A 26,527-nucleotide genomic window follows, 5' to 3' on the forward strand; every position below is an offset into this window, starting at 1 on the left:
GGAATTTTAATGGTCAGCGAACTTTTGTTTGTACCTGCTGGAAGAGTATAAGGATTTCCCGCCCGATCTGCAGAAATACGTCCCTGATTATGAATTTTTTCTATACGATGTATCTGGTTATAAAGACGAAAATGTCCAATTGAATGTGTTCCTGCGGATTATTCTGATGGTGTTTTCGGGATATCCGCAAAAAGGATATCCACGCCGTGGTAAATACCATCTATCAGGCAGAGCAGAAGGTATAGCCAATACCACAATTCGATTAATCACAAAATTCGTAGCTCCACCTTCAGAAGATATAAAGAAAAAGATACACGAACAGGAAATAAGCACACTGGAAGCGATAGTGGATCATATAGATGAATTGAAAACCATAGAAGACGTCAAACAATACTTGAAATAGAAAAGGGATGGGATGTCTTGACCTGATGTTAAGAAGAAATACATCTCATATAAATTTGCAGTTCCATTTCATTTTTAAATATTGTATAATGTGATTATAAATTAGATTTCAATGCTATTTAAATAAATAAGGAGTGTGCTGTGTGAGTATTGTAGTAGGTTCTAAATAGGATAATTTAAAACGAAATAAATATGGAAATAATTAGGGTGAGTAGACCCTTTATTTGTAATGTATTTATTTCAACCTATGAAGATACCTGCTGAACTTATGAGCACCTCATCATAATCGTCTTGTCTCGTTGTGTTATCTGCTGTTATTCTGAAACAGATGTATATGACAGATGGGTTATTATGTCAAAAAGCTGCGGTATTCCTGCGGCTTTTTTTATTGGCAAAATTCATTCTCAAAATGGATGAGAAGATACGTATTGAAATCTAATGGGCAGGTATCTTCATTCATACGCTCCCTTGTAAACAAGAGAGGAATTTGATTACTTCAACGTATATCGTAAAGGAGAACAAAAAAATGAATGAGATAACCTTTGAGAAACTGCAATATAATGAATTAAAACAAATTATCAGATCTTATTGTATCAGCGGGCTGGGAAAGCAGTTGATGGATAATTTAAAGCCCAGCTCAAATATCAATGTGGTGAAAAGCAGATTGAATGAAACGACGGAAGCGGTGGCCGTTTTGAATACGAATAGCCGTGTTCCTTTCCTGGGCGTTTCCAACATTGAAAATATCATGCAAAATCTAGAAAAGGGAATCATCTTACAGCCGGATGATCTAGTGAATGTATCGGATTTCCTGCGGGGCTGCCGGAAAATCAAAAAATATATGCTCGATAAAGCATTTTTTGCACCTGTTTTAGCCTCTTATGCAAATTCAATGGCTGTATTTCAAAGTATAGAAGAGGAGATTGACTTTTCGATAAAAGGAAATCGAATCGATTCCGCAGCAAGCAAAGAATTAAAACGAATTCGAAATCATATCCAAGCTGTTGAGGCGAAGATGGAGGAACGTTTAAACCGATTTTTGAAAAGCAGTGCGTATAAAAAATATATCCAGGAAGCGTTTATCAGTAAAAAAGATGATCGTTACACGATTCCAATCAAATCTGCTTATAAGCATCATGTCGATGGCGTAATTGTAGATACCTCTTCCAAAGGCTCTACGGTTTTTATTGAACCTGCTGCAGTCAGTAAATTAAATAATGAACTCGCCGTCCTAAAAGCAGAGGAGCAAATGGAAGAATATCAAATTCTGGCAACTTTATCGGGGATGATTTTAGAAAATATCAGCGAGTTAAAAATAAATATGGAATTGATTGGCCAATATGATATGGTGTTTGCCAAAGCTAAATTTAGTAAGCAGATGGACGGAATTGAGCCCAAATTGAATGACCATGGGTATATGAAACTGATCGATTGTAAACATCCGCTGTTAACAGGGAAAGCAGTGCCTTTGAATTTTGAGATAGGTGAAGATTTCAGGAGCCTGATTATCACCGGACCAAATGCCGGCGGAAAAACCGTTGTATTAAAAACGATTGGGCTTCTGACATTATCTGTGATGTCAGGGTTTCATATAACGGCTAATAAGGAAACGGAAATCAGCTTATTCGAAACTATTTTTGTGGATATTGGCGATAATCAAAGTATGGAAAATGCGCTAAGTACTTTTTCTTCTCATATGCAAAATATAGCTGAGATTATGCAGCAGGCGAATCATCGTTCATTAGTGCTCTTTGATGAGATTGGCAGCGGAACAGAGCCGAATGAAGGAGCCGCTCTTGCTATCTCTATTTTAGAAGAATTTTATAAGATGGGCAGTATTACTGTTGCTACAACTCATTACGGTGAAATCAAGCGTTTTTCAGAAATGCATCCGGACTTCATGAATGCCGCCATGCAATTTAATAGTGAGACATTGGAGCCGCTGTATAAATTGATTATGGGGAAATCAGGAGAAAGTAATGCCCTGTGGATCTCCAGAAAAATGAATATGAAAGAACAAGTTCTTCAAAAAGCGAAGGATTATATGAATAATAAAGAATATCATTTCGAGCTTGTTAATCATAATAAAATTAGAAAGCCTAAGACAGTTAAACAGAAATCAGCTGTATTTACGGAGTATGAAAAAGGAGATCGGGTTAAGCTGTTGGAATATGATGATTTTGGAATTATCTATGAAGGAGCTGATTCACAATATAATGTGGTCGTTTTCTATAAAAATGAGCTGATTACGGTGAATGTAAAACGAATCTCCTTAGAGATTAAAGGGAAGGATTTATATCCGGCAGGCTATGATATGGAAACTTTATTCGAGGATTATCATTCCCTGAAAATGCAGCATGATTTTGAGCGGGGATCTAAAAAAGCATTGCGGAAGGTGGAGAAAGAGATTAGAAACAGGAAAAAGTAAGCTGACTATTTGTCTGTGCTGGCTATAAAAAAAGGTTAGGTATCTTCTGTTATTAGAACTGCCCGTAAACCTCCTCCTCCCAACAGAGAGTAAAAGCGAATTTATTTAGGCCGGAGTTTTACGGGCGTTAACTGCCTGAATGAAATTTTGTTCTATGAAATCGAAATGTTGCCAATCAGGCTCTTAAACACCTGATACAAATAGTGCCAAGTTGATGATTTCAATATGAATTTACAAGCAACAAAAAATATTTTTAAAATTCCCCCTTCCCATTCTTTGATAAATCTGATAAGATAGTGAAAATATCAAAATTGGAATGCAAGGATAAGGAATAGTACTTGACTGACTTGTTTACAGAAAGTTGCTGGCTGATGAGAAGCAACGACAGGGAAGCAGGGAACTCGCCTTAGAGCAGCCTTAGTGAAATCAAGTTAAGAAAGTAATTAAGGACGGAACCCCGCCGTTACACGGGAAGGATATAAGACAGTTTTGTCTGTATCTGGATAAGTGCATGGTAATTTGGTTTATCATGAAACCGGGGTGGTACCGCGTAAGAATAAGTCTTTCGTCTCCTAGCAAAATAATTTGCTGGAGAGGAGAGGCTTTTTTTATTTCAATTTAATTTGAGGAGGAATGTATCATGTTTAATCATCAAAAATACGGAAAACAATATTTTATGCCACCGACAGTATCTTATGACTGGGTGAAGAAAGAAACCTTGGAGAAAGCTCCAACATGGTGCAGCGTGGACTTGCGGGATGGAAACCAAGCGTTGCCTATTCCAATGAATCTGGAAGAAAAGCTGGAATTGTTCCAGTTATTAGTAGATATCGGCTTTAAAGAAATCGAAGTTGGTTTTCCGGCTGCCTCTGATACAGAGTTTAATCTTTTACGGAAATTAATTGATAATAATATGATTCCAGATGATGTAACAATTATGGTAATTACGCAGGCAAGAGAGCATATTATACGCAGAACCTTTGAAGCAATTCAAGGTGCACCAAGAGCCATCGTGCATTTATATAATTCCACTTCGGAAGCTCAGCGCAGGCAAGTATTTAAGAAATCTAAAGAAGAAATTAAACAAATTGCACTAAATGGAGCTGTTTTAGTGAAAGAGCTTGCGGAAGAAGCAGGAGGAGATATCTATTTCCAATATAGTCCGGAAAGCTTTCCAGGAACAGAGGTAGATTATGCTTTAGATATTTGTAATAGTGTATTAGATATTTGGAAGCCGACACCTGATCATAAAGCAATCATCAATATCCCGACCACTGTTCAAATTGCGATGCCGCATATTTTTGCTAATCAAATTGAATATATTCACAAAAATCTGGCTTATCGGGATGGAGTCACTTTATCGATTCATCCGCATAACGACCGTGGAAGCGGCGTGAGTGATGCTGAATTTGGCGTTTTAGCTGGTGCAGAACGAGTAGAAGGTACGTTATTTGGCATCGGTGAGCGTACAGGGAATGTCGATTTGATTACCTTAGCAATGAATATGTATTCCCAAGGGTTTGACCCAGAACTGGATTTCAGTCAGATGAATGCCATCCGCGAAAAGTATGAGAAGCTTACTCGAACAGAAGTGCATGAAAGACATCCGTATTCCGGCGATCTTGTCTTTACAGCCTTTTCTGGTTCACATCAGGATGCAATCTCTAAAGGGATGAAATACCGCCAAGAAACAAATACGGAAAAGTGGGATGTTCCATATATTCCAGTAGATCCAGTAGATATCGGCAGAAATTATCAGGCAGATGTTATTCGGGTCAACAGTCAGTCTGGAAAAGGCGGAATCGGTTATATCCTGGAAACGAACTTTGGTGTAAAGCTTCCGTATAAAATGAACGAAGCAATGGGATATGCAACGAAAAAAGTGTCTGATCAAACAAGCAGAGAGCTTTCTGCAGAAGAAATTTATCAGGTCTTTAGAGAAAATTATGTGGAATATCATCCAAACTTTGAATTAGTAGATTACTATTTCAATAAAGGAACAGGGCAGGAAGTTACGTTAACTATCCAAAAAGAAAATGAGCAAATCGAGCTGCAAGGAAAAGGAGCCGGAAGTCTGGATGCGATCAGCAATGCGTTGAAAGCGCACTTTGATATCGATTATGCTTTAGAAGTTTATGAGCAGCAATCTTTGGGCAAGGACTCCTCTGCAGAGGCTTGTGCACAGATTGGTATTTCCCATCAAGGTGAGATTTATTGGGGAGCAGGCATTCATGAGGATATCACCGCGGCATCTATTTATGCTTTAGTGGTAGCTGTGAATCGGCTGGAGGATGCTTTGATAAGTCAAAAAGAAACGGTGAAGTAATTTATTTTAGGAATCTCAAGTAAAACGAAGCGTATCAAGAGACTTCAAAAAAGCATCAATGAATGGAAGAGCTTCGCTTAGACATATGTTTAAGCGAAGCTCTTCTTCTTTTAGTTTAAATAGAGTTTCTGATCTTTGTAGTCTTGATAGGCATAATCAATCGTATACTCAAAATCATGATAATTTTCCCAAGTACCGATGAAACCAAATGGTACTTCTTTTAAATCATCTACTAACCTTAATCCATAATCAGTCAGATAGTATCTTTCATAATAAGCATTTACAAACGGAAAAATTTCTTTAGAGACATCTTCATCTGTGAATTTTCCATCACAATGTTTAATAAAAAATTCTATCCCGGACATTGTTTCGTTTCGTACAGCCTGGAGATCTTCATTTGCTATTTCTTTTTAACAATTCCCCTTCAAACTGATGTTGAATAATCCAGGTCAGAAAGAAGCCGATATGGTTTCCAGCATAATATTCAATTACATCCATATCTGTTTCTGTCAGTTCTTCCTCGTCTTTTTGAAATTTTTGCATATACGGTTCGTAAGCAGACGCGTGATGATAATCAATTCGATCAAAATACATGGTTTTATCCCCTTTAAATATATGTTATGTACTTCCAGCTTTTATCTAATAAGTGTATCATTATACAATAGTTATTTACAGTTATTCGACAGAATAGAGGGATGAAGACGGGCTAGTTTTTACTGTATTCAAGTGACAGGAACAGAAGTTAAAATTTAGCTGCATAACTGGATTAAAAGGGACGAAATGTTCAAAATGAATTAGATGTGACCGAAAAGAATGATGGTCATTTCTTGAGTTAACATAATGTTTATCATTATAATGAAACAATAGATAGCTTAAAATGTAGACAAAAAAACTAAACCAGCAGCTAAGAAGGATAGCAGAAAGGATTGAATGACAGGTATGTTAGTCAAATTATTAGAACCGCTAAATGTTCCAGATTCACTTATTGAAAAATTAGCAGAACGAATTAAACAGAAAGGGCATGAATTTGTTTACTATAATGAAAAAACAACCGATACGAAAGAACTGGCAAAACGGAGTGAGGGTGCAGATGTAGTCATGATTGCAAATAATCCGTATCCGACTGAAGTAATTAATCAAAATGACAATTTAAAATTAATCAATGTTGCTTTTACAGGAGTGGATCATGTAGGGATTGCAGATGCAAAAAATCAAGATATCCTCGTATGTAATGCAGCCGGATATGCCAATCAGGCAGTTGCTGAATTAGCCATTGGCCTGGTGATGGATTTGTATCGCCGCATAACGCAGGGGAATAGTGATATCCGTGCTGCAGATTATCCTGGAGCTTTTCAGGGAAAAGAAATCAAAGGAAAAACAGTCGGTATTATCGGTACAGGAAAAATTGGTATCGAAACTGCCCGTTTATTCAAAGCATTTGGTGCTAAATTAGTTGCCTCCAACCAGGCGAGCATCAATCCAGAAGCAGTAGAACTGGGCGTGGAGTATATGGATTTAGATAAGGTATTGGCTCAATCAGATATTGTAACCTTACATGTGCCGCTGGTGCCGAACACGAAGGGGCTGATTTCTAAAGAAAAACTAAGCTTGATGAAAGAAACAGCTGTTTTAATTAATTGTGCACGGGGGCCGATTGTGGATAATGACGCGTTGGCAGATGCGTTGAACAGCGGCAAAATCGCAGGAGCTGGTATTGATGTGTTTGATATGGAACCGCCAATTCCAGGAGATTATAGATTATTGCATGCGAAAAATGCCATTTTAACTCCTCATGTCGGCTTTTTAACAGATGAAGCCATGGAAGCACGAGCTAAAATTGCTTTTGATAATACGATGGCGTTTTTAGAAGGAGAGCCTCAAAACGTTATGAAGCGGTAAAATGGCAGCTACACTGCGATAAAAAATAATTTATCCATTTAGAAAGAAAGGCAGGGATGATTGTATTTATGAAAATAGATGCAATCATCCCTTTTTATGCTTATTGACGTGTTGCTACAGTGCCGGCAGAAGAACCGGCGTTTACTTATTTTCTTTTACTCTGTACCAATATCTATAAATTTCTGAAAAACCAATTTTGGAATAGAGTCTTAATGCAGGTTCGTTATTCAGCAGCACAGCCAAGTAACTGTATTTTGCTCCCTTATCTTTTCCCCATTTTAGTAAGTGCAATATCAGCTGTTCAGCGAATCCTTGATTCCTGTATTGACTAGCGGTGACAATATCGTAAAGCCCTATGTATTCCCTTTCGATAATACCAAGACCGCAGGCAATCACTTCTTCATTATAATAGAGGGATATAAAGCACTTTCGCGTTACGATATTGGATAGCATCTGCATCATGGTATCCTTATTTTTTTCTTCTACATTATTAAGTTGGCAAAAACGATCCAGCCACTCTCTGTTTATCTTTTCATCTATTATTACCCTATGTAGAGCCGGCTCGCTGATAGTATCTAAAGCTATAGTTTGGACGCTGGTATAGTCCACCATTGAATAAGCCTGTTCCTTTAATATATCATCTAAGTTTTCTGGCTGAACAAAAGGAGTGATTTTAAACGTAGGACGTAAATTATTATCTGAATAGATTTTCTCGCAAACGTCAATTTTTTGTTCCAATTCGTAAGTGGAATAGAAGATAGGCTGTATGGAATTTGCCCGTTTGGTATAACCATTCGCAAATCGCAGCACCCAGCCGTCATAAAGTAATGTAGATAAAGGCTGCCAATTGTTTAAAGATAATTCTTCAATCGTCTTATCATGCATAATATCACTCCGATAGCTTTTGAATTATTATACATTTATTTGTATAAACATTCAATGCGAAAAGGTATTCTTTTTTCGGTATAGTAACAGGCTTTTATGTCGTGTAATAACATCTAGAAGAATCATTGTAAAAAGTATTTGGTTATGATATTTTAAAGTTAGTCAGTTGAATAACTAAAAGGACGGTGTGCGAATGGCAAAACCTAATGGAGTCAGCAAGCAGGAGTTAATTCAATATGCCGAGGAATGTCTGGTTGAGAAGGGGACGGAGAAGTTTACTTTGAGAGCGGTAGCAGATACAGCTGGAGTAACTCAAGGGACGATTTATTACCATTTTCGGACCAAGGAACAGCTGCTCTTGAGCATTGTCGAGGACATATGTGAAAAAAGCTGGGATGAAATTTCTAAAAGTAATACCTATGTGCTAAAGCAGGCGATTGCTTCGGCTAAAAGCCGCTGTTCCTATAATTCCTTTTTTCATCAGCTGTTTATTTTAATGACAGCAGCCAGTTTTAAAAATGATACGATCAGAAATCAGCTGTCAGAGATTATGCAGGCAGAAAATCAAGCTTTATCCGAGAATCTATTAAAAATTTGGCCGGCATCTCCGGTGCAGGGTGTTTCCATGGAAGCATGGGGAATTATGTTTAATGCCATGGTGGATGGCTTGGCGATGCAGGCTTTATTGCAAAAAGATTTTCCAGTTGAAAAAGTATATCAGGAATTTGAACAGATTATAGAGGCTCTTACAAATTTAAGCGAGAAGGAGGCAGCAGAATGAAAACCTATTTGTTCACAGCAGCATGGGGGGCCATCGTTTGGGGCGCAGCTACCTTATTTTTCCGGATTTTTGGAGAAGCTGTTCTTTTTCCGCCTGGTACAGATGCATTTATGTATAGTTCCGGAGCACTTCTCGTTGGAACAGCCATTCTATTAACGCTAGTCATCTATCTTTATACTCTATTTGATAAAAAAGATTATGCCGCGATACGATTTGGAATTGTAGGCACCATGATTGGTTTAGTATTGGATAGCTTCGTTTTTTCAAATTATCAAATGATTTTTCCTGACTTAAACGAGCCACAGATCATTGCTTTTTCATCCTGGATGTCTTTTGCTTATGCCTTGTATTTAGTAATTCCCTTTTTATTTCAGCAGAAAGTCAGGCAAAAACAAGTTGTAAGAGGAAAGTAGAAGCTTTCATATCTTGCTTTTTAATTGGATTATTCTTTATTTCTTATCTTTCAGGTGTACAATGAAAGAAGAGGTGGTTGCCGTTGGATACAAAAATAACTGCAGAGCAGCGAAAGGCAATTATAAAAAATGATAAAGCGTATGACGGGCAATTCTTTTATGCGGTGAAAACAACAAAAATCTTTTGCCGCCCTTCTTGTAAATCCAGAATTCCCAACTTTGATAATGTTACCATTTTCAAAAGGGCAGAAGATGCTTTACAGGCTGGATACAGGCCATGTAAGAGGTGTAAATCTGGAGGAAGCAGTCTGCCGGATGAAGAATGGGTGATACAGGCGGAAAATTATATCCGGGAAAATTATGCAAAGCCCCTTACTTTAAGTGAACTGGGTGAAGCGGTTCATGGCAGCCCTTATCACCTGCATCGCGTGTTTAAAAAGATAAAAGGAATAACCCCTTTGGCTTATTTGCAGCAGATTCGGATGGAGAAAGCAAAGGAGTGCTTAATAGAAACGGATTTATCTGTGAAGGAGATAGCGCATCTTATCGGAATAACAAATCCAACTCGCTTTACGACACTTTTTAAAGAAAAGAATCAACAAACACCGCGTCAATTCAGAAAAGAGAACAGGGAGAAGGTGTCTGTAATGAAAGATAATCAAGAAGAAACACTTTATTATGGGAAATTAGAGCATAACGGCTGGTCGTTCTATCTTGCAGCAACTGATAATGGATTATGCTATGTCGGATCTCAAAAGAAAGAAATAGATGAGATAGAAAGCTGGGCTGAGAAAAAAAGAGCAGGTGCAGAGCTGGTACATGATGAACAGAAAATAAATGCTTATAAGGAGCAGCTGATTTCTTATTTGGACGGAGAAAGAAAAGAATTTAATGTACCCATTGATATAAAAGGGACTGCTTTTCAGGAAGCTGTCTGGGAAGCGCTGCAAAGCATCCCTTATGGGAAGACAGTTTCTTACATGGATATAGCGGAAAAAATAGAAAAGCCGCAAGCGGTAAGAGCTGTTGGTGCTGCAATCGGCGCCAATCCAGTAATGATTCTGGTCCCGTGTCATCGTGTGATTGCAAAGGATGGCAAGCTGACAGGATTTCGCGGAGGTATTCCGATGAAAGAACGTTTATTAGAGCTGGAGCGGAGATAAGCGCTTAGAGCATCTATTAGAATACGGAGAGAAGAAAAAGCATTAGAAGTCTGGCACAGCCAAGCTTTCTAATGCTTTTTCCATCTCACAGCTGCTGGAGATTATCCTTCATTTAGAGAAAATCCTGACAGGAAACTAACAGGTCAATCTTTTTCCATTGTATTTCCTCATCAATCGAGTTTCCTTCTTCCACAGAAGCGAAACCGCATTGTGGAGACAGTGCAATGTTATCGCCAACGACGGATTTGGCTTCCAGGTATCTTTTCTTGATATCATCATGTGCTTCCAATGCCGGATTTTTGGTAGAGATAAGACCGACGACAAATGTAGCGCCGGTATTTTTAAGCACTTCCCAAGGCGCAAAGGAACCGGAACGAGCATCATCATATTCCACAAAGAAACCGTCATAAGGAATCGTGCTGATAACTTCGGCAACCGAATCATAAAATCCAGAAAAAAGAGGGTTCCCTTTAAAGTTTCCTTTGCAGAAATGTGTTGCAATCGTCATATCTTCGGGTTTTTTCTCCAAAGCCTTGGCAGAAGCTCGTCTAAACCACTCTAAAACCTCTTCTTTTGTATAACCCAGAGCGGATACTTTTTCGTTGAATGTGTCATCAATCATATAGGTCCATGACGTATCATCGATCTGTAAATAACGGCATCCATGATCATATAAATCCTGGATGGCTTCCTGATAGGCTGTTCCAATATCCTCAATAACGAGGTCAATATCGATGCCATAATAGGGCGTATCCTTGATGCCGAGCTGAAGAAAATGATCAACCAGAATCATATTAGGTCCGGAGATAGATTTCTTAGCTTCCACACCATCATATTTTTTAGCGAGGCTATGTAAATAATCCCAGGCTTCTATTTCTGGATGATTCTTATTCTTGTCATAAGAAATTTTTCCTTCAATACACCCCAGCTCAATTTTGTTCGTGACGCCGTTGATTACTTTATCAAAATGCTTTGTAGTAAAACCGTCAAACTCTTTCAGCCAGTCAAGATGCCACCATCTGCGTCTGAACTCGCCGTCTGTAACAAACTTAAGACCATGCGCTACTTCCTTTTCCACCAAATCAGAAATGGCCTGATCTTCTACTTCTCTTAATGCGGTTAAATCGATTTCTCCATTGAAATATTTTGCACGGGCAATCTTAATTTCATCGGGTCTTAAAAAAGAACCTACAATATCGTATTTTATGTTTAACATCGCTGCAACTCCTCGTAAGTTATGTATTTACTTATGCTTAATAGATTAATTATATACAGAATAATAAAAGTCTGTAAAATACTTAAAACATATTGGTAGATATAGTTTTAACATATAGCGGGCATTCTGTTTAATTAAAATTTTTATCGGGAAAATTCCATTTAATTTTGAATAGATGTAATAGCTTGTTATAACAGGGTGAATGAAGAGATTTATCTTTAAGTGGAATATTTTTATTGATTTTCGATAAATAGTTATCTATAATCAATGTTAGTAATGAAATTTTAAATTGGAGATTAAAAAAATGAAAGCAATCAAACAGCTTATACGATTTGGTTATGAACAGGCACTATCCTGTATCTTTCCTGTCATTATTTTTGCGTCCTTAGCGATAACAAAGTTTATTGATTTACCTTTCCTGTCAAGATATGATTGGCTACTGATTATCTGTCTTGTCGCACAGGTTTTTATGATAGCCTCCGGATTGGAAACGAAAAAAGAGCTTGTCGTCATTACCTTATTTCATATCATCGGATTGACTTTAGAAATTTTTAAAGTGAATATGGGCTCATGGGTCTATCCGGAAGAAGCGTTTACGAAGATCTTTGGAGTTCCGCTATACAGCGGGTTTATGTATGCAAGTGTCGCCAGCTATTTATGTCAGGCTTGGAGAAGATTAGATGTTCGGCTGGTAAAATGGCCATCCATCTTTTTAGCAGGACCGCTGGCAGCTGCGATTTATTTGAATTTCTTTACCCATCATTATTGGCTGGACATCAGATGGTGGCTGTCTGCATTAGTGCTTATCGTATTTTTAAGAGCATGGGTGGACTATAAGGTCGGCAATAAACGTTATCGTATGCCCATCGTCCTTTCCTTTTTCCTGATAGGCTTCTTTATTTGGATAGCCGAGAATATAGCAACCTTCTTCCAGGCGTGGGAATATCCAAATCAGGCAGAAGCATGGAGTATGGTACATTTAGGAAAAGTAAGCTCCTGGCTGTTATTAGTCATTGTCAGCTTCTTGATTGTAGCCATGTTAAAGCAATCGCAAGCGAAGATAGAAGGATTATTGGAAGGAAGTAATCAAGGAATTGCCAGAAGTAAAAGTTAATTAAGAGAAGTATTTTATATATATAAACGAGGTGATTATGATGCAGAAAAGCTCAACGACATTTTTGAAAACAGTTATTTATTTAATGGGATTAATAATGATTGCCCTATCAGTTATTTTAATTCCGCAAATTATCATCCATATTTCGGATAGTTCTGCGATGGTTAAATGGATCATATATCCAATTGTAATTGGTGTTTTTTTTACAACGATTCCATTTTATCTGGCACTTTACCAAGCCTTAAAACTACTGAGGCTGATTGACCAAAATCAGACCTTTTCAGAAGAGGCTGTTTTTACTCTGAAAAGGATTAAACAATGTGCTTTAACAATTACTGGGATTTATATTCTGACGATGCCGTTTATTTATTTGTTTGCCGAGAAGGATGATGCTCCAGGTGTAATTATAATTGGCATGGTGCCATTGTTTGTTTCATTTGTTGTTGCTGTATTTGCTTCCCTTTTACAGAAGCTGTTTAAAAATGCGTTAGAAATTAAAACAGAAAATGATTTGACCGTGTGAGGGGTGATGATATGGCAATAGTGATTCATATTGATGTGATGCTGGCAAAACGCAAAATGAGTGTGACGGAATTAACAGAGAAGGTTGGTATTACCATGGCGAATCTGTCTATCCTAAAAAATGGAAAAGCAAAAGCGATTCGGTTCTCTACATTGGAAAAGATTTGTGAGGCTTTGGAATGTCAGCCAGGGGATATTTTAGAGTATGTGCCGGATGAGGAAGAAGGAGTTTGAGAGGTTTTTTCTAAAGTTATACTAAAATGAATCATTGGCTTCCCTTGATGAAGTTTATAAAAAAGTATAGGAATTGTCTAAAAGGATAATTTTTAGTGCAGCTCTATAATAAGAAACTAACAGCCATAAACTCAGGATTATTGAGGTTCATGGCTGTTTATTAATGTGATATAAAAGTGTTTGATGTATTTGACTTCAAATAATGTAAAGAGGTAAGATACTGTAATATCCTATTTCAGATAGTGAACCAATAATTTGTTTTGAAAATTATAAATGAGATTAGGAAACGGTTAGGAGTACGTTTATGAGAATTGCAGAAGCATTAAAAATTGGAGAGTTATCAGAAGGAACACTAATTACAGGGCATGAAGGTTTAAATAATATAATTAATTCTGTTGAAGTAATGGAGGTTCCTGAAGTGCTGGATTGGGTTACACCCGGTATATTGATTATGACTACTTTCTATTCGATTAAGGATGACGAAGAAAAGCAAGTTGACATTGTCCGTACTTTAATTGAGAAAGGTGCGTCTGGGATTGTAGTCAAGCTTGGAAGGTTTATTAATAAGCTTCCAGAAAAAATGATTGAATTGGCAAGCAGAAGAGATTTTCCGATTATATCTATTCCAAAGAATATTTCGTATATCAATATTCTGATGCCTCTATATGAAAAATTATATGAAGAGAAACAACTGCAAATTCAAACCCATCATCCATTTACTCAAATACAAGAATCAAATTTTATTTCCATGGAGCAGGCAATTGAAAATATGGCAGAAATCGTGAAAGCTTCTGTCTATGTGGAAGATCTGGAAGGAAAACTTTTGTATCGTTCTGCTTATTTTAAAACAGATGGATGGAGGAAAAAGAACGCTTTATTTTCTCCTCCACAAGCTGCTTCTTATTTAAAAGTCATTGAAGGATGGATAACGGAATTCAATGATCAATCATTTATTATTTATAAAATGCAAGGATATAAAAATAGGATGCTGATTCCTTTGACGTCAAAGAATCAAATCTTTGGAATTATTCATGTACTCTATGCAGATGAAAAATTAGCCGAAACAGATTCTGTCACTATGAAGAAAATGAGTAATAAATTGAGTGAACTATTTATGAGTGATCAGATTTATTATCAAAAAAATCGACTATATGAAATAGAGTTAATGGAATCTTTTTTAAATGATTTGAAGGAGAATGAAGATAAGGGAATAACCATTGTACACTTTCAAGCGCCATGGATAAGACAGTCGGACCAGCCTGCGAATTTGTTGGTGGATTCCTCCTGTCTCATCAGGAAAGAATTGGACGTTCTAATAAAGAAATTCGAATTTGGTCAGACATTAATTTTTGAAAAACATAATTATTTTTATGCATTTCATTATGGGGAAAAGGTGAATTATTCAATGCTTGTTAAGGCATGGCAGCAGATTGTTGTGCAATATAATGCAAGAAACAGCGCAGAACCGATTCGTATTTCAATAAGTTCTTGCATATCAGATTCTCAAAACTTCGATCAGTCGATTCATTCTGTTACAAAAATGATGGAAATAGGGGAAAAGGTAAAACCGGAAGAAAATGTTTATATCCAAGACCAATTAGGAATTTATGAGATATTGATTAATTTAACCTCAGAAGATGTTGTGCAAAAATATACCGACACAGTTCTGTCTCCCTTGCTTCGGGAAGAAAATGATGATTTACTGCATACGCTAATCGTTTATTTGGATAATAACGGAAATATATCTAAAACTTCTGAAAAATTATTTATCCACAGACGTACCTTAAATTACCGAATTAATAAAATTGAAGAGGAGTTAAATATGGATATCAGTAATCCGGAAGCAGGTTTTATATTGCGTTTTTGTTTGAAAATAAAAGAATTATCTTGAAAGATAAAACGATAAAAAATATTGTTATGAATAAAATATTGTGGAAATTAAAGAAACCGGGGCAATACTCAGACTCTACTGATAGAATCTGAGTGTTGCTCCAGTTTTTTTGGAAACCAGGCCATTCAATTGATTTCATAACAGCTATAATGGGTTTATTTTTAGTCATTTTTAGAAAGATAAAACGTGTGCACTTTCTATGCAGTTGAAAAAAGTGTGAAAATTTATTGTAAATATATTGCACATTTTTAACATTCTAAAATAATTTATAACTCTTTATAATAGCCGGAAAGGAGATGAAGTAATGTTAGGAATTATCAGAGTATTATCAACAGATAATGAAAATATTTTGATGGAGCATGGAACAAGAATGAAAGAGTTGTATCAAATTGCCTCAAAAACAAAATGTATCGGAGAGCAGCCGAATGGTATATATGATAATGAATCGGAAGCAGCAGCGATACCCAAAATTGTTTCTCTGGCAAAAGAGCTATCCCAAGAAAGGGATATTGATGCAATTACCATCAGCTGTGCGGCGGATCCGGCATTAGATGAAGCTCGTTTGGAAACAGATATTCCAATAATCGGTGCAGGAGTCTCAGGTGCACATGCTGCCAGTATGGTAGGGAGTAAGGTTGGAATTATTGGGATAACCCAAGAGGCGCCAATAAGAATGAAAGAAGAGCTCGGAAGTCGTTTCCACGCTTATACTTCTTCACCAAAACTAAGTAAAACAACAGATTTATTCAAAGAGAACGCAAAACAGGAACTATTGACACTTGTTCATGAGCAGATAGAATCGGGTGCTGATGTTATTTTATTCGCTTGTACAGGCTTTTCAACAATACGTTTAAAGAACTATTTACAGAAAAGGGTGAAAATTCCTGTGATTGATTTAGTCGAAGCGCAGGCGATAGCCTATCAGCTAATAGAAAGCAGGGAAAAAGATGAAGAATAAAACGTTTGATCCTACATTTATTATATTCTCTATTATTATCGCGTTTTTAGGTGCGATTATTGGGATGCAGTTAATTACGTCACTGGGGATTACTCCGAATACCTCTATTATTGGTGCTCTAATTGCAATGCTAATTGCGAGGATTCCGATGCAGATGTTTTATAAATATCGTACATTGGAAAACCAGAATTTGGTGCAAACAACGATATCTGCCGCAACCTTTGGCGCAGCAAACAGTTTATTGATTCCAATTGGATTACCTTATGCAATGGGAGTTCCTGAGTTGATAATTCCTATGCTGATTGGTTCAGGAATTGCTCTTGCTATCGATGCTTTAATCTTATATAAAGTGTTTGATACAAAGTTATTTGGTTCAGATGAAGCTTGGCCATCAGGAATAGCAACTGCAGAAGCTATCAAAGCAGGAGATGAAGGTGGAAAGAAAGCCAAATATTTAAGTTTGGGCATTATTGGCGGGGTAATTGGTTCTTACTTTGGCATCTCGATGTCAGCCTTTGGTGTAGCTTTTATCGGTAATATTTGGGCTCTTGCCATGTTTGGAATAGGTTTATTACTTATGGGATATTCTGATCCTTTATTTGGATTAGATTTAAATGCATATTATATTCCACATGGCATGATGATTGGTGCGGGAAGTGTAGCACTGTTACAGTTTATTTTCATCCTTGTCAAATCAAGAAAAGAACAGAGAAAAATAAATGAACAGATTCCAGAGCATGAATATACACGTACAGAAAAGGATATAAAAACTGGTTTTGGACTTGGTTATCTATTTTATGCTCTAGGTGCAGTGGTAGTCGCAATTTTAGGTGGAATTATGACAGACATGCCAGTATGGCAGATTGTTGTATTTGTTTTATTTGCTGCACTTGCTGCTATCATCAGTGAGATGATTGTCGGAATTGCCGCTATGCACTCTGGATGGTTTCCTGCATTTGCAGTAACGCTGATTTTCTTATTAATCGGAATGATGATTGGATTTCCACCGATTGCCCTTGCGTTACTAACAGGATATACCGCTTCGACTGGACCTGCTTTTGCAGACTTGGGATTTGATTTGAAAACAGGTGTTATTTTACGAAAAGGAGCCACCCTGGAGCAGGAATTGTTTGGAAGGAAGCAACAGCTTAAAAGTGCGTTTATCGGATTTGGTGTCGCATTTGTTGTTGTTTTTTTATTCGCAGAGAGTTTCTTTGAACAAGGACTCATTCCACCTGTTGATGCAGTTTATGCAGCAACAATTGAATCGGGTCTGACAGGAAATGTAGGCATGATGATATTAATATGGGCCATTCCTGGTGCAATTATCCAGCTTATTGGCGGTCCAAAACGTCAAATGGGAGTTTTATTTGCGACGGGCTTGCTGATTGTTAACCCACTTGCCGGCTGGGCTGTTATCGCCGGACTGATTATTCGAATAGCAATTATCAAGCTTCGAGGCCAGGAGGCAGAAAATACAATGTATACGATGGCAGCCGGATTTATCGCCGGTGATGCGATTTATAGCTTCTTTTCATCTTTATGGAAAGCAAGATAATTAGGGGGATTGGACAATGGTTAGAAAAAAGTTAACAAAAGAAGATGCAATTAGTGCTGTATATGGAGGATGTATTCTTGGAGGAGGTGGAGGCGGCTGGATCGCTGACGGCTTAGAAAAGGCCGACCTTGCTTTTGCTTTGGGAAATCCGGAGCTGATTACAGTCGATGAATTACAGGACAATGAATTTGTTCCTTGTGTTTCCTTAGTAGGAGCTCCTTCCGCTAAAGAAATGTATGTTGATTCCGATCAATTAGTTAATACAGTTCATCGAATGAAAATGGAATTTGACAAGCCGATTGCAGCATTAATGACAAATGAAAATGGTGCTTCAACAACGATTAATGGCTGGCTGCAAGCTGCTGCTACTGGCTTGCCAGTAGTAGACGCCCCTTCCAATGGGAGAGCACATCCAACAGGTTCCATGGGGTCAATGAATCTTTCCGAAGTAGCGGATTATCAATCGATTCAAACCTTTGCTGGAGGGAAAGGTGATAAAGAAGCAGCTGGTTCCATCACAGGTACATTAGACCTTACTTCCAGTGCAGTCCGCTCCATCTCAGTGCAAGCAGGAGGCATGGTTGGTGTTTGCCGAAATCCAGTCGATACGCAGTATATTAAGGAAAATGCAGCAGTTGGAGCAATAACACAGGCAATTGAACTAGGTAATGAATTTTTATCTGTACCTGAGGGTCCAGAACGGATTGAAAAAGCAGTGACGTACTTAAAAGGAAGAATTATTCATTCTGGTAAAGTGAATGAATTTCAATTGGATAAAACAGGTGGATTTGATGTTGGTTATGTTCGCATTGATGATTTAGAGCTTACTTTTTGGAACGAATATATGACCGCAGAAAAGAACGGAGAGCGTAAAGGAACATTTCCTGATCTAATTATGACTTTCGATGTCGAGACGGGGAAACCGCTAGTTAGTGCAGAAATTAAAGAAGGCATAAAAATAGCTGTTATGTCAGTACCAAAAGAGAACTTACTTTTAAGTTCTACCATGTACAATCAGAAGCTATTAAAAGCGGTAGAGCCAATTATCAATAAATCAATTATTTAAAAGAATATACAAAACACGTTAAGGAGCTGAAGATAAAATGTCTTTAAAATATACAATGGAAGTTATGGAATTATTAGATAATCCAAGTATCAATGGTGAAAAAATTGTAAAACTGTTCGATGAAATGACTTATTGCGATGCCGGTTTTGAGACAGTAAATGGAGAAGCTGGTTCGACTGATTTCATTAAAATAGTGATTAAAGGAACAAATGGAAAAATAGACGGAGGGGAAGCGCCTTCTTTAGGTATTGTTGGAAGATTAGGCGGACTTGGTGCACGTCCAAATCGTATCGGGTTTGTCTCTGATGGGGATGGTGCGGCTGCAGCAGTTACAACAGCTTTGAAACTAGCAACGATGGCTGAAAAAGGAGATCGCCTGCCTGGAGATATTTATATCACCACACATATTTGTCCAAATGCACCAACTCAGCCACATAAGCCTGTAGATTTTATGGGATCACCGGTTGATATTTTGACGATGAATCAATATGAAGTATTCCCAGAGATGGATGCAGTATTATCTATCGATACGACAAAAGGAAATAAAGTATTTAATCACCGCGGAATAGCATTGTCACCAACTGTGAAGTCTGGATATGTTTTAAAATTCAACGATGACTTAATAAGAATTATGGAGATGACAACGGGAGAATTACCAGTCACTTTTGCGGTCACCACACAGGATATTACTCCATATGGAAATGATGTTTTCCATATTAACAGTATCCTCCAACCAGCAGTTGCGACAGATGCACCAGTTATTGGTGTAGCAATAACTGCGCAGACAGCTGTTCCGGGAAGCGGTACAGGAGCAAGCCATGAAGTGGATGTTGCACAGGCTGTCCGTTTTTCAATTGAAGTAGCTAAAGAATTTACTCAGAAGCAAATCGAATTTTATGATGAAGCAGAGTATAATCGTTTGGAAGAACTTTATGGATCGATGAAACATCTGCAAACATTGGGGAAAGCCTAAGATGGTAAAAGGAAGCGTTGGCGTCTTAACTATCGGACAAGCTCCGCGTACAGATGTTACTCCTTCTATTCAGAGAATTCTTGGATCAGAAACAGAAATCATTGAAAAAGGAGCATTGGACCGGCTTGATGTGGATTCATTTCATACCGTTGCTCCGGATGCTTCGGACATAACGTATATATCCAGAGTCAGAAACGGAGGCTCTGTGAAAATGGGAAAATCAAAACTTCTTCCACTGCTCCAGGAAGAAAGAGATATGTTGGAAGAACAGACAGAAGTAATTATTATGCTTTGTACAGGAGATTTTCCAACTATACAAGGGACCAAGCCAATTATTTATCCAGACGTTGAGTTAAACCAAGCTGTCCACAAGGTAATGCCGTCAGGAAATCTGGGGTTAATTATTCCTTTAGAAGAGCAAAGAGATTCGTTGATTGAAAAGTGGAATCATCCGGAAATAAAAAAGCTTGTGGAAGTAGCTTCTCCTTATGAAAAAAGTAATATAGAAGGAGCTGCAAGAGCTTTAAAAAACCGGGGAGCAGATTTGATTGTCCTTGATTGTATGGGTTACAATGAAGAGCATGAGAAGAGAGCAGTAAATGCAAGTGGACTAAAGGTATTTCTGCCAAGAAAAGTCGCTGCTTATGCAGCAAAAGCACACTTAAATAGATTATAATTTTTAAGGCATAGAAAGAAGGCAGTAAAATGAATTCTTTTCAGCAAACCGTTGCGAAATTAATGAAGAATAATGTATTTGCAGAGAAAGATACGAAAATTTTAGTGGTAACAGATCATAGTACAGAAGCTCTGGGAAAGAAATTTAATGAGGCTTTGGAGCAGGATGGCTGGAATACAAATTTACAAATAATGTCGGACCGCAGTAAATCGGGAGAAGAACCATCGGAATCAATCTCTGAAGCGATGCTTTCATATGATCTTGTATTCTGCCTGACCAAGCATTCCCTTACTCATACGGTTGCAAGAAAAAATGCAAATGCCCATGGGGTAAGTGTGATTACGATGCCAGGAATTACGGAAGATATGATTCTTCAAGGAGCAATGAGTGCAGATTACAAGCGCGTAGAAAAAGAAACAAACGAAATGACCGCTAAGCTGACAAAAGCGAAAGCAGTAACCATTACAACTGGAACAGAAAAAAATCTTAAACTCCGTATTCCGCTAGAAGGCAGAGATGGAATAGCAAGCACAGGAATATTCCGCGGTAAAACAGCATCAGGAAATCTTCCATCTGGGGAAGCATATATTGCTCCTGTAGAAGGACTGGCTGAAGGAAAAATAGAGATAAATGGATCCATGGCAGGAATCGGATTGGTAGATGAGCCTGTTGTTCTGACAGTTGAAAAAGGACGACTTGTTCAAGCAACCGGAGAACAGGGGGAATTGCTATTAACCCTTCTTGGAGAAGGAAATGGGCGTCTGGCAGCTGAGCTTGGAATTGGCACGAACCATGCTGCGAGAATCACTGGAAACATTTTAGAAGATGAAAAAGCTTATGAAACGGTTCATGTTGCTTTTGGTTCTAATCATACTTTTGGCGGAATGAATAAAGCAGATGTGCATATTGATTGTGTTACCAAAAATCCGCAATTAGATTGGGAATTTGAATAAAATAGAAAAAAGATATTCCATAAAAATGGAATATCTTTTTTCTATTTTTATGGACATTGTGTTAAAGCGTTAAAGAATACGAAGCGTTCTCAGAAAGATAGATCAAACAGCTGTATTTTTGCTCTTTAACAAATCAATCAATTTATATAGATAATAAGCTCCTCTTAATTGCTGCTCGATTTGATAATCCATATAATCCAGCGCATCAATCACAATTTTTCTGGCATCTGTTAAACTGTGATGCTGTATTTTATCCAGTATATCGCGTACGGTGTCCAACAGATAAACGGAGGATTGTACCGTTTTGATGATTAATATTCTCCTCATATCCTCCCGCGTATATAATCGATAGCCATTTTCCGGATTTCTTTCAGGAGCGATTAATCCTTCCTTTTCCCAATGTCTGAGGGTGGTCGCAGCAACATGTAATTCGTCTTCTACTTCCCCAATCGAATAATATTTCTTTTGCTGTTTTTTCATAAAGTCCTGTATGTTATCTGGACTTAAGATAGAAGCAGCATCCAATGCCTGCTGTTTTCTTTCAAATAACTCAGCCTGTACTTGGTTGACTTCCCATAATGCTTCTATATATTTATTTTCCTGCAGCAGAGGCATCACTCTGCGGACAGTCCCCATCCCAAAACCAGGGTACATAGCCCGAATGCACTGAAAATAAGCTTCATGAACCTCGGTATACACACGATATCCATTTGCTTTCCGAATCGCTTTTGGCACAATGCCCCATTCTTCATAGTGTCGTAATGCACTTGTTCCTACATCTAGTTTCTTAGCAATATCGATTGGCCGCAGTTCCATGATTACCTCCAAAGATTAGACTAAAACCTTATAGACCCATGACGGGTTTTGGTTGTTCAACGTTATTATAGCTTATCATTTTAAGTAAAACTTTGCACTTGCACAAATGTTATATGATGGTAATAGATGTTTGAAAGGAGGGATATCAAGATGCAATTAGTTATTAAAACTATCGTTCACCATGTCACCATGAAAAAAACATTGCACTTGCAAACAGAAAAAAGGAAGAAAACAAAAATCACGGAGGAGGAATATCAACATGCATAATGTAATGACTGTAAAAGGAGCCCGGGAGAATAATCTAAAGAATCTTTCTGTGTCTATCCCTAAAAACAAACTGATAGTGGTAACAGGGCCATCTGGATCTGGAAAAAGCACGCTTGCTCTGGACACCTTATTCAATGAATGCCAGCGTCAATATTTAGAATCAATGGGGATGCAGGGAATTAATAAGCCGAAAGTTGACACTATCAGCGGGTTATCTCCTGCAATCAGTATCAACCAGCATATCACCAATCGGAATCCACGTTCGACAGTGGGGACGATGACAGATATGTATACCAGCTTGAGAATGGTATTTGAAAAGCTTGGAGAAAGAACATGCCCAAGCTGTCAATATAGCATTAATCCAATGACTTATGAAGGAAGCGTGGAAAAAGAAGCGGATAGCTTTACAGAATATATCTTTTGCCCGAATTGTAATGAAAAAATGGAAAAGCTGACTCGGACGCACTTTTCTTATAATACAACCGAAGGAGCTTGTCCGACCTGTAAAGGATTGGGAGAAACAGTAGCTATTCATCTGCCATCGGTTTTTCATGAGGAGCTTTCTTTAGAAGATGGCGCTGTGGCAATTTTTGCCGGACGTTATGGCGAATATCAAATTGCTGTTTTAAAAGCAGCCTTTCAATATTATCAGCTTCCGGATGCGGATAACGTAGCTATCAGGGATTTTAATGAAGGTCAAAAGGCTATTCTTTACTATGGTGTAGAAAGTGATGAGGTGAAGCAGCTGTTTCCAAACGTAAAGCCTCCCAAAACAGTAGAGAAAGGAAAATTCCCCGGCGTATTAACCTCGATGTGGCGCCGTTATGCAGAGCATGATGGTTCTTCAGCTGAAGCAGATGCTTTTTTCTACTCGCAGACCTGTCCAGATTGTCATGGAGAACGTTTAAATGAAGTGAGCAGAGCAGTTACTGTTGAAGGCTGGACAATTCCTCAGCTGGTTGTCCACTCCTTAGAGGAAATGGCAGCTTGGATAGATAAATTAGAAGCTTCACTGGAGCAGACAAGTTATCAGCTTGTCGGAACATTTATGGAAGATATAAAAACAAAGCTTTCCCGCATTATCAAAATAGGGCTGGGCTATCTGACGCTGGATAGACAGGTCATTACGCTATCCGGGGGAGAAGCGCAGCGGATACGGTTGTCTGCACTTTTAGATTCTGCACTTACCGGTGTATTGTATATTATGGATGAGCCGACAGTTGGTCTGCACCCGAAGGACACAGCCGGTCTGATTAGTATCTTAAAGCATCTGCGTGATTTAGGGAATACCGTTCTGTTGATTGAGCATGATGTGGATGTCATGCGGGAGGCGGATTATATTATTGATATTGGACCAGGAGCTGGAAAGCTTGGAGGCACTGTGGTTGGTCAAGGAACACTGCAGGAATTGCTTCAGCAGGAAAAATCAGTTACCGGGCAATATTTGCGTGCAGAAAAGCCTCGGCAAACGAATGATCGGACAGGGAAAGAGGAAGGAATAACAATACATCATGCTGCTGCAAATAATCTTCAGGATGTGACCGTAACCTTTCCGACAGCCTGCTTAACCGCAGTAACCGGTGTTTCAGGCTCAGGCAAGTCATCGCTGTTATTTGAAGTGCTGGCAAAAGCGAATGATGCTATCCACGAAGGCTTTGAAAAAATAACTGGTCTGGATGTCTTTGATCAGATGATTATTGTCGGCCAGTCTCCGCTCAGCAGAATGAAACGTTCCAATACAGCAACTTACATTGATTTATTTACCCCCGTTCGAGCCTTGTTTGCGAAGCTGCCGGAAGCAAAGGAAAAGAAACTCTCGGCAAAGCATTTCTCCTTTAATACCGCAGGAGGTCGCTGTGAAAATTGTCAGGGACTTGGCTATGTAACGACCAATATGCTCTTTTTCCCTGATTTAGAGGTTGTTTGTCCGGAATGTCAGGGGAGAAGGTTTAAACAAGAGATATTAGCAGTAAAATACCAGGGCTATTCCATCAATGATATTTTAGAAAGCTCTATCCATGAATGCCTTTCTATATTTGAAGGGGAGAAAAAGATACAAGTTATCTTAAAGCTCTTAACAGAAATCGGTTTAGGCTATTTGAAAATGGGACAATCCTTAACCACTTTATCTGGAGGAGAAGGACAACGATTAAAGCTGGCCAAAGAGTTAATGAAGCAAGGGAAAAAGACGTCACTATATTTATTAGATGAGCCGACCACTGGATTGCATCCGAATGATACGATTCAGCTGCTCAAGCTGTTAAATCGGCTGGTGGATGCAGGAAATACAGTGATTATGGTGGAGCACAACAGTCAGGTAATCGAAGCAGCAGACTGGGTGGTCGATCTAGGTCCTGAAGGCGGCGCAAAAGGAGGAAAGGTGATTGCAGTAGGAACGCCGGAGATGATAAAGGAAAACAAAGCTTCATTTACCGGGCGATATTTGCAGGTTTAATTTATCGCTGCATGACTGGCGGAAAGGCTCGCCCGTTGAAGGAAGTTTCACTTTAACGATACGTTGCTGGAAAAGGCCATCCTTGTAAAAGAAGGGTGGCCTTTTCAAATAAGAAACCTTTCCAACAAAATGGAATGAATCCTTAGAGGGGGAAGCAACGTAAGTAGAAAGAAAGGGATATGAATTAGTGAATACAACTTTGCCAAATGATTATATATTCAATTAGCAGAGGAGGCAGAAGTAAATGCATTATGAATTTCACTTAATAACAATGCTGATTGTTGCAATAGCAGGAGTCGCGGCAATATTTTTATTACGTAAATCTAACAGGTTATCTATTCTAATTGGTCTGCTCAGCTGGATTGCTTTAAGTGCTTATTTTATTATTGAAGCGGTTGTCATCAGGGCGACTACAGCTCCTTATAGCTTTATGAAACAGCCGATGAGTGACCTTGGCGTAACGGCTTGTGGAACAGATACGTATGTACTTGCAAGCTACGCAATTTGTTCACCCTATCATTGGCTGATGAACTGGACGTTTTTCTTAACGGGTTTAGCTATTTTGACGGGGGCTGTTTTGGTGTACCCGCTATGGCCAAAGGTTCGCTCTGCTAAAATGGCAAGTATTTTTCTTGGTATTTTTGGAGTGAGCTATGGTATCTCTGGTATCATTCCTGCAGATATTCACTTTAATTGGCATACGTTCACCGCGCTCCCGGGAATGGTTGTGCAGATTCCAGCGATGATTTTAATCAGTATTGCGATTTATAAAAAAATGCCGCGTCTATTTTGGTGGACGATAATTTGTACGGCAGTCACTTCAGCAGCTTTATTCAGTCTTTTCTTACAGCCTGTATTGACCGCACTTCCCGGCGGTTTGCTTCAGCGTATTCTCTATGCTTCGGTATATATCTGGCTGACAGGTACGGCTATTGGTCTTTGGAGCAGGCGATATGATATATAAAGCTGCATTGCAAAGACATGGATAAATGCATGAAATCACTCCTTTTCATAGAATTATCAATCTGCTTGCTGACTAGCAATTCAATAAATAAGATTGAACTGACAGCGGCTTAGTGCTATGATTTGGATATTCTGATAATGATAAATTGTTATGATATAGAATCAACCGAAAAACTAGCAGCAAGGGAATTTATTCGTTGTTATTGTAATTAATATTAATAGCTACCGCTACAGAAAAACACTACGCTTTCCGTGGGCTTGAGCTCAGCCTCCTTTAAAGAAGACTTGCTGATTGGCAAGCCGTCAGGCGCAGACAGAAGCAAAGTCGCACTTATGCCCCGCGGGTAGAAAAAAAGAAGTTCGCTTTTTTTCTGCGGGGTCTTCCCTCCGCGCTTTCCCACAGGAGTCTCCGTGTCTTTCTTCTGGGACTGCGATTACTCGCCCCATCAAAAACCGTCGCTAGTTACTGTTTTCAATCATTATTTCGTCATTTTTATAAGAAAAATAAAGTGTAATTTCTTACTTCAATTTATATAGTATTATTTAGGCAGATTATCTAGGATTAACG

Annotated in this window: 23 protein-coding genes, 2 pseudogenes and 1 other annotated feature; of the genes and pseudogenes, 20 read left to right on the forward strand and 5 right to left on the reverse strand. The window is 38.3% G+C overall.

The window, feature by feature from the left end:
• The first annotated feature begins 28 nt into the window (after window positions 1–28).
• The 3 genes from MKX55_RS08385 (at window position 29) to MKX55_RS08395 (ending at window position 5,156) form a co-directional block, all read left to right on the forward strand.
• A complete protein-coding gene (locus MKX55_RS08385) occupies window positions 29–403 on the forward strand; it encodes a hypothetical protein (protein ID WP_339237577.1) in 375 nt (124 codons plus the stop codon).
• A gap of 525 nt (window positions 404–928) precedes the next feature.
• A complete protein-coding gene (locus MKX55_RS08390; protein ID WP_339237578.1) occupies window positions 929–2,830 on the forward strand; it encodes an endonuclease MutS2 in 1,902 nt (633 codons plus the stop codon).
• Between the two features lie 312 nt (window positions 2,831–3,142).
• Window positions 3,143–3,406 (forward strand) — a binding site (T-box leader).
• 64 nt (window positions 3,407–3,470) lie between these two features.
• Window positions 3,471–5,156, forward strand: coding sequence for a 2-isopropylmalate synthase (locus MKX55_RS08395; protein WP_339237580.1), 1,686 nt, complete (start codon window positions 3,471–3,473; stop codon window positions 5,154–5,156).
• A 110-nt stretch (window positions 5,157–5,266) separates the two neighbouring features.
• Here the strand turns inward: MKX55_RS08395 and MKX55_RS08400 are convergent, their stop codons facing one another.
• Window positions 5,267–5,521, reverse strand: a complete 255-nt coding sequence (locus MKX55_RS08400; protein WP_339237581.1) for a hypothetical protein — start codon at window positions 5,519–5,521, stop codon at window positions 5,267–5,269.
• Between the two features lie 28 nt (window positions 5,522–5,549).
• Window positions 5,550–5,750, reverse strand: a complete 201-nt coding sequence (locus MKX55_RS08405; protein WP_339237582.1) for a hypothetical protein — start codon at window positions 5,748–5,750, stop codon at window positions 5,550–5,552.
• Window positions 5,751–6,086: 336 nt separating this feature from the next.
• Here MKX55_RS08405 and MKX55_RS08410 point away from each other — a divergent pair, with 336 nt between their 5' ends.
• Window positions 6,087–7,055 (forward strand): 2-hydroxyacid dehydrogenase, encoded by a 969-nt coding sequence (locus MKX55_RS08410; RefSeq protein ID WP_339237583.1) that lies wholly within the window; start codon window positions 6,087–6,089, stop codon window positions 7,053–7,055.
• 141 nt (window positions 7,056–7,196) lie between these two features.
• Here the strand turns inward: MKX55_RS08410 and MKX55_RS08415 are convergent, their stop codons facing one another.
• Window positions 7,197–7,940 (reverse strand): GNAT family N-acetyltransferase, encoded by a 744-nt coding sequence (locus tag MKX55_RS08415; RefSeq protein ID WP_339237584.1) that lies wholly within the window; start codon window positions 7,938–7,940, stop codon window positions 7,197–7,199.
• A gap of 193 nt (window positions 7,941–8,133) precedes the next feature.
• On the opposite strand from MKX55_RS08415, the gene MKX55_RS08420 reads away from it, so the two are divergent.
• The 4 genes and pseudogenes from MKX55_RS08420 to MKX55_RS08435 form a co-directional block, all read left to right on the forward strand.
• Window positions 8,134–8,721, forward strand: coding sequence for a TetR/AcrR family transcriptional regulator (locus MKX55_RS08420; RefSeq protein ID WP_339184020.1), 588 nt, complete (start codon window positions 8,134–8,136; stop codon window positions 8,719–8,721).
• Window positions 8,718–9,134 carry a DUF5367 family protein gene (locus MKX55_RS08425; protein ID WP_339184021.1) on the forward strand — a complete coding sequence of 139 codons (417 nt, stop codon included), beginning with the start codon at window positions 8,718–8,720 and terminating at the stop codon, window positions 9,132–9,134. The genes MKX55_RS08420 and MKX55_RS08425 overlap by 4 nt, the downstream gene beginning before the upstream one ends.
• Window positions 9,135–9,211: 77 nt before the next feature.
• Window positions 9,212–9,763 (forward strand): annotated as a pseudogene (locus MKX55_RS08430) (bifunctional transcriptional activator/DNA repair enzyme AdaA); the annotation flags it as partial.
• A gap of 51 nt (window positions 9,764–9,814) precedes the next feature.
• Window positions 9,815–10,297: pseudogene (locus MKX55_RS08435) on the forward strand (methylated-DNA--[protein]-cysteine S-methyltransferase); the annotation flags it as partial.
• Window positions 10,298–10,409: 112 nt separating this feature from the next.
• Here the strand turns inward: MKX55_RS08435 and MKX55_RS08440 are convergent.
• The gene (locus MKX55_RS08440) at window positions 10,410–11,513 is read right to left on the reverse strand and encodes a 5-methyltetrahydropteroyltriglutamate--homocysteine S-methyltransferase (RefSeq protein WP_339237586.1); all 1,104 of its coding nucleotides are present in this window, start codon (window positions 11,511–11,513) and stop codon (window positions 10,410–10,412) included.
• A 304-nt stretch (window positions 11,514–11,817) separates the two neighbouring features.
• Between MKX55_RS08440 and MKX55_RS08445 the strand changes: the two genes are divergently transcribed.
• The 10 genes from MKX55_RS08445 (at window position 11,818) to MKX55_RS08490 (ending at window position 21,458) form a co-directional block, all read left to right on the forward strand.
• The gene (locus MKX55_RS08445) at window positions 11,818–12,627 is read left to right on the forward strand and encodes a DUF817 domain-containing protein (RefSeq protein WP_339237588.1); all 810 of its coding nucleotides are present in this window, start codon (window positions 11,818–11,820) and stop codon (window positions 12,625–12,627) included.
• Between the two features lie 40 nt (window positions 12,628–12,667).
• A complete protein-coding gene (locus MKX55_RS08450; RefSeq protein WP_339185168.1) occupies window positions 12,668–13,150 on the forward strand; it encodes a DUF2975 domain-containing protein in 483 nt (160 codons plus the stop codon).
• Window positions 13,151–13,161: 11 nt separating this feature from the next.
• Window positions 13,162–13,383, forward strand: a complete 222-nt coding sequence (locus tag MKX55_RS08455) for a helix-turn-helix transcriptional regulator (protein WP_042533305.1) — start codon at window positions 13,162–13,164, stop codon at window positions 13,381–13,383.
• A gap of 304 nt (window positions 13,384–13,687) precedes the next feature.
• On the forward strand, window positions 13,688–15,274 hold the full coding sequence (locus tag MKX55_RS08460; protein WP_339184026.1) for a PucR family transcriptional regulator: 1,587 nt from the start codon (window positions 13,688–13,690) through the stop codon (window positions 15,272–15,274).
• 304 nt (window positions 15,275–15,578) lie between these two features.
• The gene (locus MKX55_RS08465) at window positions 15,579–16,232 is read left to right on the forward strand and encodes an aspartate/glutamate racemase family protein (protein ID WP_042533309.1); all 654 of its coding nucleotides are present in this window, start codon (window positions 15,579–15,581) and stop codon (window positions 16,230–16,232) included.
• A complete protein-coding gene (locus MKX55_RS08470; RefSeq protein ID WP_339184030.1) occupies window positions 16,222–17,790 on the forward strand; it encodes an OPT/YSL family transporter in 1,569 nt (522 codons plus the stop codon). The genes MKX55_RS08465 and MKX55_RS08470 overlap by 11 nt, the downstream gene beginning before the upstream one ends.
• 16 nt (window positions 17,791–17,806) lie before the next feature.
• On the forward strand, window positions 17,807–18,856 hold the full coding sequence (locus MKX55_RS08475; RefSeq protein ID WP_339184032.1) for a DUF917 family protein: 1,050 nt from the start codon (window positions 17,807–17,809) through the stop codon (window positions 18,854–18,856).
• A gap of 37 nt (window positions 18,857–18,893) precedes the next feature.
• A complete protein-coding gene (locus MKX55_RS08480; protein ID WP_339184033.1) occupies window positions 18,894–19,829 on the forward strand; it encodes a DUF1177 domain-containing protein in 936 nt (311 codons plus the stop codon).
• A 1-nt stretch (window position 19,830) separates the two neighbouring features.
• Window positions 19,831–20,505 (forward strand): AroM family protein, encoded by a 675-nt coding sequence (locus tag MKX55_RS08485; RefSeq protein WP_339237592.1) that lies wholly within the window; start codon window positions 19,831–19,833, stop codon window positions 20,503–20,505.
• A gap of 29 nt (window positions 20,506–20,534) precedes the next feature.
• On the forward strand, window positions 20,535–21,458 hold the full coding sequence (locus tag MKX55_RS08490) for an aminopeptidase (RefSeq protein WP_339237595.1): 924 nt from the start codon (window positions 20,535–20,537) through the stop codon (window positions 21,456–21,458).
• A gap of 102 nt (window positions 21,459–21,560) precedes the next feature.
• Here the strand turns inward: MKX55_RS08490 and MKX55_RS08495 are convergent, their stop codons facing one another.
• Complete coding sequence (locus MKX55_RS08495; RefSeq protein ID WP_339237597.1) at window positions 21,561–22,274, reverse strand: MerR family transcriptional regulator; 714 nt, start codon at window positions 22,272–22,274, stop codon at window positions 21,561–21,563.
• Between the two features lie 259 nt (window positions 22,275–22,533).
• Between MKX55_RS08495 and uvrA the strand changes: the two genes are divergently transcribed.
• Together uvrA and MKX55_RS08505 are read left to right on the forward strand one after the other, a co-directional pair.
• Entirely contained in the window at window positions 22,534–24,996 is a 2,463-nt protein-coding gene (gene uvrA / locus MKX55_RS08500) for an excinuclease ABC subunit UvrA (RefSeq protein WP_339237599.1), read from the forward strand.
• 244 nt (window positions 24,997–25,240) lie between these two features.
• Window positions 25,241–25,960: a DUF998 domain-containing protein gene (locus tag MKX55_RS08505; RefSeq protein WP_339237601.1), complete on the forward strand. Its 720-nt coding sequence runs from the start codon at window positions 25,241–25,243 to the stop codon at window positions 25,958–25,960.
• Window positions 25,961–26,527: the final 567 nt, after the last annotated feature.

The sequence above is a fragment of the Oceanobacillus sp. FSL W7-1281 genome (assembly GCF_037969835.1).
Lineage (GTDB): Bacteria > Bacillota > Bacilli > Bacillales > Amphibacillaceae > Oceanobacillus > Oceanobacillus oncorhynchi.

Bases quoted from the DNA above. Each gene is read 5' to 3' on its own strand.
- MKX55_RS08390 (WP_339237578.1), top strand. From the start codon at position 929: ATGAATGAGATAACCTTTGAGAAACTGCAATATAATGAATTAAAACAA.
- MKX55_RS08395 (WP_339237580.1), top strand. From the start codon at position 3,471: ATGTTTAATCATCAAAAATACGGAAAACAATATTTTATGCCACCGACA.
- MKX55_RS08400 (WP_339237581.1), bottom strand. From the start codon at position 5,521: ATGTCCGGGATAGAATTTTTTATTAAACATTGTGATGGAAAATTCACA.
- MKX55_RS08405 (WP_339237582.1), bottom strand. From the start codon at position 5,750: ATGTATTTTGATCGAATTGATTATCATCACGCGTCTGCTTACGAACCG.
- MKX55_RS08410 (WP_339237583.1), top strand. From the start codon at position 6,087: ATGACAGGTATGTTAGTCAAATTATTAGAACCGCTAAATGTTCCAGAT.
- MKX55_RS08415 (WP_339237584.1), bottom strand. From the start codon at position 7,940: ATGCATGATAAGACGATTGAAGAATTATCTTTAAACAATTGGCAGCCT.
- MKX55_RS08420 (WP_339184020.1), top strand. From the start codon at position 8,134: ATGGCAAAACCTAATGGAGTCAGCAAGCAGGAGTTAATTCAATATGCC.
- MKX55_RS08425 (WP_339184021.1), top strand. From the start codon at position 8,718: ATGAAAACCTATTTGTTCACAGCAGCATGGGGGGCCATCGTTTGGGGC.
- MKX55_RS08440 (WP_339237586.1), bottom strand. From the start codon at position 11,513: ATGTTAAACATAAAATACGATATTGTAGGTTCTTTTTTAAGACCCGAT.
- MKX55_RS08445 (WP_339237588.1), top strand. From the start codon at position 11,818: ATGAAAGCAATCAAACAGCTTATACGATTTGGTTATGAACAGGCACTA.
- MKX55_RS08450 (WP_339185168.1), top strand. From the start codon at position 12,668: ATGCAGAAAAGCTCAACGACATTTTTGAAAACAGTTATTTATTTAATG.
- MKX55_RS08455 (WP_042533305.1), top strand. From the start codon at position 13,162: ATGGCAATAGTGATTCATATTGATGTGATGCTGGCAAAACGCAAAATG.
- MKX55_RS08460 (WP_339184026.1), top strand. From the start codon at position 13,688: ATGAGAATTGCAGAAGCATTAAAAATTGGAGAGTTATCAGAAGGAACA.
- MKX55_RS08465 (WP_042533309.1), top strand. From the start codon at position 15,579: ATGTTAGGAATTATCAGAGTATTATCAACAGATAATGAAAATATTTTG.
- MKX55_RS08470 (WP_339184030.1), top strand. From the start codon at position 16,222: ATGAAGAATAAAACGTTTGATCCTACATTTATTATATTCTCTATTATT.
- MKX55_RS08475 (WP_339184032.1), top strand. From the start codon at position 17,807: ATGGTTAGAAAAAAGTTAACAAAAGAAGATGCAATTAGTGCTGTATAT.
- MKX55_RS08480 (WP_339184033.1), top strand. From the start codon at position 18,894: ATGTCTTTAAAATATACAATGGAAGTTATGGAATTATTAGATAATCCA.
- MKX55_RS08485 (WP_339237592.1), top strand. From the start codon at position 19,831: ATGGTAAAAGGAAGCGTTGGCGTCTTAACTATCGGACAAGCTCCGCGT.
- MKX55_RS08490 (WP_339237595.1), top strand. From the start codon at position 20,535: ATGAATTCTTTTCAGCAAACCGTTGCGAAATTAATGAAGAATAATGTA.
- MKX55_RS08495 (WP_339237597.1), bottom strand. From the start codon at position 22,274: ATGGAACTGCGGCCAATCGATATTGCTAAGAAACTAGATGTAGGAACA.
- uvrA (WP_339237599.1), top strand. From the start codon at position 22,534: ATGCATAATGTAATGACTGTAAAAGGAGCCCGGGAGAATAATCTAAAG.
- MKX55_RS08505 (WP_339237601.1), top strand. From the start codon at position 25,241: ATGCATTATGAATTTCACTTAATAACAATGCTGATTGTTGCAATAGCA.